This window comes from Marinagarivorans sp. (assembly GCF_982758155.1).
The window spans coordinates 1-5,150 of record NZ_CEXWTU010000290.1 but is presented as its reverse complement, the minus strand read 5'-3'; the positions used below and the strand labels follow the sequence as shown (position 1 = coordinate 5,150).

General features: G+C 49.2%; 5 protein-coding genes. 3 read left to right on the top strand and 2 right to left on the bottom strand.

Annotated features, from left to right (window positions below):
* On the bottom strand, positions 1 to 1,005 hold the full coding sequence (locus tag AC3A8L_RS19590; protein ID WP_487963958.1) for an Ig-like domain-containing protein: 1,005 nt from the start codon (positions 1,003 to 1,005) through the stop codon (positions 1 to 3).
* Positions 1,006 to 1,482: 477 nt separating this feature from the next.
* Between AC3A8L_RS19590 and AC3A8L_RS19585 the strand changes: the two genes are divergently transcribed.
* Positions 1,483 to 2,469 (top strand): hypothetical protein, encoded by a 987-nt coding sequence (locus AC3A8L_RS19585; protein ID WP_487963957.1) that lies wholly within the window; start codon positions 1,483 to 1,485, stop codon positions 2,467 to 2,469.
* Here AC3A8L_RS19585 and AC3A8L_RS19580 read toward each other — a convergent pair.
* Positions 2,423 to 2,836 (bottom strand): hypothetical protein, encoded by a 414-nt coding sequence (locus tag AC3A8L_RS19580; protein ID WP_487963956.1) that lies wholly within the window; start codon positions 2,834 to 2,836, stop codon positions 2,423 to 2,425. The two genes, AC3A8L_RS19585 and AC3A8L_RS19580, sit on opposite strands and share 47 nt — an antisense overlap.
* Between AC3A8L_RS19580 and AC3A8L_RS19575 the strand changes: the two genes are divergently transcribed.
* Positions 2,811 to 3,845 (top strand): c-type cytochrome, encoded by a 1,035-nt coding sequence (locus AC3A8L_RS19575; RefSeq protein ID WP_487963955.1) that lies wholly within the window; start codon positions 2,811 to 2,813, stop codon positions 3,843 to 3,845. The genes AC3A8L_RS19580 and AC3A8L_RS19575 overlap by 26 nt on opposite strands.
* Positions 3,846 to 3,859: 14 nt before the next feature.
* Complete coding sequence (locus AC3A8L_RS19570; protein WP_487963954.1) at positions 3,860 to 5,098, top strand: twin-arginine translocation signal domain-containing protein; 1,239 nt, start codon at positions 3,860 to 3,862, stop codon at positions 5,096 to 5,098.
* Positions 5,099 to 5,150: the final 52 nt, after the last annotated feature.

Here is a 5,150-nt window from a genome sequence, read left to right as displayed (position 1 = left end):
CTATTCAACGTAAGCCTCAACAAATTGGTTTTGGTAGTTTAACGACAAACCCGGAATAAACTGCCAGCCGCCCTTACGAAAGGCGTACTGCCCTTTCACAAAAGCGAAACGATTGTTACCCGCGCTATCGGCATGTTCAAAACTGTAATCTAAACTGGAATAGCCCAACTGCACCTGCACATTAAAGGCATCATCACGGTAGCTGGCAAAACCTAAAAGGCTGACGTCCGACATGTCAAAGTCGCCATCGCCTTTACCATCTTTATTAACATCCGAAAATTCAGTGGTACGGTTCGAAAAACCCAAAGCGGCGCCCATCACCCAGTTATCGCGCCACAACACATCGGCGCCCACCGTTGCGCCATTGAGGCTGTCTTTGTAGCCATTTTGTAATTCACCCTTATTTATATCGCCGGCATCTTGCTCGCCACTGCGCCTGTTCACGCTGGCAAATACGCCGCCAAACGCAAAGCCGCTATCCCCTGCCGCACCACCCAGTGCACCATTCACCCGCGTAACTTTCTTATCATTAACCGAGGCATAACTGCCGCCATCTAAAAATAACGACACCGCATCACGGTGGCTCTGCATAACATTGTTCGCGGCCTGCGGCGCCGCTTGCGCAATACTAGCTGCCTGCGCCACGCCCTCCTGCACTACAGCTTCTTGCGCCACCACCGTGATGCTCACCTGTGCGGTATCGCTCTCGCCGGCGTTGTTTTCAATGGTGTATATAAAGCTATCGGTACCATAAAAACCTTCATTCGGCTGGTAACGCAAGCCACCGCCGTCTGCTGGGGTTACCACACCATGTGTAGCAACCGGATCACCCACTATCCTCAAACCCTCTTGGTCGGTGGAATCGTTGAAGAGCACATCAATTACCACCGCCGTATCTTGCGGTATCTGACGAAAATCATCGACAGCGCTAATCGCCGCGAAGGCGGGTGTGGCTAAAACAGCGGAGGAAATAAGGGCAAATAAAGCACGTGGGGCGAAGGGCATAACGAAGTCCATTTGAGAAATACGGGTTGATCAAAATTTGTGCGCATTCTAACGAATACTGGCGCATCAAACAATTGTCGAGTTTTCTGCCAGCCCACTAAAACCCCCTGCGAAACTGACCAAAAATCACTATTACTGACATCGATGGACAAAATCGTAAGAATGTCTACTCGGGACAAAAAAATGACCTGAACGCTTTATTTTCAGGAGCCTGTAGCGGATTTCACGAGAGAGATCTGAGTCGCACAATTGTGAAAAAATCACCATATAGGAATATTTCAAGACCACCGAATCTCACTTTGTGATGAGGTCGACACTTCATAATAAACATACCCGCTATGCTGCAAAAAAAGCGAAAACTGTATTCTTATTATGATCAAAAAACATCAGCGTGAGACCACAAGAAAAGACTTAAGCGTATCGCCATTAGCGGAACGCGAACCAACAATAAATGCACTAACCATTAAGGAAACCATCATGATAACCATTAAAAGGCTTATCGGCCCCTTGGGGCGTCTGGCAGTTTCTGCAACATTACTCTCAGTGGCACCCAGCTTTGCCGAAACTGCGATGCAATGTAGCCAGAAACTACACAGCACACTTTACGGCCGATCCGCTACCGCAACAGAACTACAAATGTCCAATCCGCTTGCCAATGTGGACGCTATGATTCTTGAAGAGGAATTTCAAGAGAACTTCGCTGAATTTGTTAACGCACATATGAATTGGCTACCGGCAGAAGGCCGTAACAACAACCCTGTATATATGGGAGTGACACGTTACTTATTTACGCCTCGGCAAAATAGTGGCCACGCTACAGAATATCCATGGAAGAACCTTTTTACCGAAGGCTATCGCCCCTACGATGGCGGCTTTAACCCACAAGATATGGAAGAAGGCGCTGGCGGTCAAAGAGCCTCAGGGTACTTTTCTGATAAGGGCTGGAAAAAAACCTACAAAGGCAACGAAGAGGAAGGCATTAAACTGCGCACGGCCTACCTTATTCTTAACAACCAAATCGGCTTGAACCTCGAGGCCCTCACTGTAAGCAACAGCGGAGGAAGCGGTAAAAGTGACCGTACAGATCCAAACGCTGTTTGCTACGGTTGTCACGTGGCATCTGATTACGGACTAGATAACATCGCAAGCATTTTACCTAGGGTAAACCGCGAAACTAGTGATGCACAAAATTTCAATGAGAAGCCAGCAGAATCAAACAGCCAAGTAGTTTATGGCCAAACAGTCACAGACCTTAAAAGCTTAACTGCCGTACTCGCCGAGCGCCCTGAATTTTTCACTAACGCTTGCGCCATTGCTTTTGAGTTTTCTTTTGGCCGCGAACGCCGCGGGCCAGACAGAGAAGTATTTGATGGCTGCGTTGAAGCATTTACAGAGTCGGGTTATATCACCACCGCCGTTAAGTACTTTGTAGAGTCTGATTACTTTTGTAAAGAGGAGGGGTAACCATGTTATTTAATACACGCATACCATCGCCCTTTTCATTTTTTGGCGGAGCCAAACCTATGAGCGCCTTTTTAAGCAACTCAAAACTACTCGCTAGCACCGCGCTCGCGATTGCACTTAGTGGCTGTGTAGCTGACCCTGTTCCATCAGGGAGTTCCTCATCAGAGAATTCCTCATCAGTGCAAGCGGTATCTTCTGTCGCTTCATCATCAGTGGCCGTTTCTTCTATAGCAGTCTCATCTGAAGCCAGCTCTACGCCATCTTCATCAGTTGCTAGCTCATCATCACTAGCAATAAACTCGTCGAGCATGCCTAGCTCTTCGCTGGATTCCTCTTCTAGCGTGGCAAGTTCTACAGCATCAAACACCCCTGACTTAGCCGCAGGGAAGAATTTCTATGATAGCGAAAGCTTAGGTTGTGCAAAATGTCATGGCGCTGACGGCAAGGGCGAAGGTCCACAACAGTCTCCCATCCCTACCGATAGCCTTAAGCACGATGGTACCTTGGAAGGCCTTACTCAGTACCTAGAGGCTGCCATGCCATTTGGTGCACCGGGTAACTGCGTAGGTGACTGCGCACGCGATGCAGCAGCTTATATATTAAGCGGGTATGGCAATGAAGGTAGCACTATCGCTGATCAAGTAGACGATAGCGTTCGTGCGGTGCGCGTTGAAAAGGGCCGATTAGCCTATACCAGCGCTAGCCTTACGTGCAATATCTGCCATGGCGCTGAAGCCGAGATATTTGTTCAGTGTGAAAACTGCGATACCTGGCTCGGATTACGTCAATACATCAATGATGAAATGCCACCTACCTCTGGCGAGCTTAACCCAAGCCTTTGCAGCATCGAAAATGAGTGCGCAGATCAAGCCGCAGATTACATTTGGAATACCGTTAACCAATGGGCCCTAACCAATAAAAATGGCATAGACGGTGGCGTAAAAGTAACAACAGAAAACCGTACCGGCCAAGATACACGTAGGCTTAAAACGTACGACATGTTTACCACCGACTTTGATCGTATTTTTGGCAGTGTTCCTAGTGTATTAGCCGGCTCTCGTGGAGCCTTTAAGCCAGCACCAGAGTTTTGGCATACCGAAGGTGAGTTGGGCGCATCCGCACTTAACGTATTAGTCAATGCGGCTCTACAAGGCTGTGAAGATGAAGCCAACTTACCTGCCATCAATGACGCAAGCCTCAAAAATGCGTGTGCCGACTGGGCCAATCGCATGTGGTTACGCCCCGCCACCGCCACCGAACTGCAAGCCTGCGCCGATGTAGCCTTAATTGACGCCGACGAGCTTAACAATGCTAAAACACAAGCTGTATATGCCTGTGTATCTATGATGGTTGCCTTACCCGCAATCACATTTTAATTGGGAGATTAACAATGTTTAATAGACGACAATTCATACAAGGCGCAAGCGCAATGGGTGTCGCCGGCATGGCCGGGCTCCCACTTTCAGCACAAGCTCAATTACCTGCAGCCATGGTCGATGGCAAGCCATCACGCCTACTTTTAGTGATGATGAACGGCGGTTATGCGCCAATGATGACATCAGCTGCATCTTTTGCAGGGAATACCGCAGCTGAAATGAGCTTTGGCTTTTCTAACGAGGGTAACCAAGTAGGCAAACCCATTCAAATACTCGATGAAATCAGCTACGACGTCGAATCCTGGGGTGGTCTACCACAAAAAGCCTGGGACCGCTTTGGCTGCTTGGGTACTGTAGGCGCATCCAACCATAACTCGGCACACCATTTTTGGAAGAGCCCAGAAGGCGGTTTAGCTCAGGCACTCGCTGCTGGTATGGGCGGCAATAGCCCAATCAAGTGTGCCCGCGTTGGTGGCGTCATGGGTGCCAATGACGGCACGAATGTTAACGGTGTTGCACTCGAGCCCGTCTCCAGCCTTAGCTCTGCCCTTGCAACTTTAAATGGCGTGGGTGATGTTCTACCTAAAGAACACCGCCCTACTATGGGCAAAATCATTGAGCGCACGGCAAACACATTTACTGAGGAGGGCTTTCGAAACCGCGTTAACCTTGCCAGTGCACTCGATGGCTACGGCGGTTTAGCGGCCTCAATGGCAGCGCCGGCAGTAGAGCTTAATGCCGCTGAAATTGAAAGCGCCTATGCTATGGCACCCGGCGTTGGCCAAAAGCTTAAAGTGGCCGAAGGCTTATTCCGCAGTGGCGTAAACGTAGTGGCTGTAGGCGAAGGCGGCGGTACCTACTGGGATACTCATGACGATAACGACGGTTCACGCTCACGTGGTTACTTTAAGCTAATGGAAGCGGGTTTAGCCACTTTCTGCGACCGTATGTTAGGCCGTGATGATATGAACCTGACGATTGTGTTTGTTTCTGAGCATTCGCGTATTCCACTGATTAACAATCACGGCCCACACTTAAGCACTATTGTGATCAGCGATAACGTAGTAGGCGGTAAATCCACCGGTATTACCGATAGAGGCGGCTTAATCCCTAACGCTGATACGACCGATGGTTTATCCGTTAAATCATGGAAAGCCGGTATTGGCGAATTAGTAGGCTTGAGTGGTTCGCGTAACCCCTGGGGCGAAGCACCCTTGCATCGCCGCATCATGCGTCACTCTGTGACAACTTAAGGGGCGAGGCAATAATAGTTTGTCCAATTAGACGAGGGCGCCTGTTTTCTCA

Excerpts from the sequence above, each read along its gene's own strand:
- AC3A8L_RS19590 (WP_487963958.1), bottom strand. The coding sequence starts at position 1,005 with ATGCCCTTCGCCCCACGTGCTTTATTTGCCCTTATTTCCTCCGCTGTT.
- AC3A8L_RS19585 (WP_487963957.1), top strand. The coding sequence starts at position 1,483 with ATGATAACCATTAAAAGGCTTATCGGCCCCTTGGGGCGTCTGGCAGTT.
- AC3A8L_RS19570 (WP_487963954.1), top strand. The coding sequence starts at position 3,860 with ATGTTTAATAGACGACAATTCATACAAGGCGCAAGCGCAATGGGTGTC.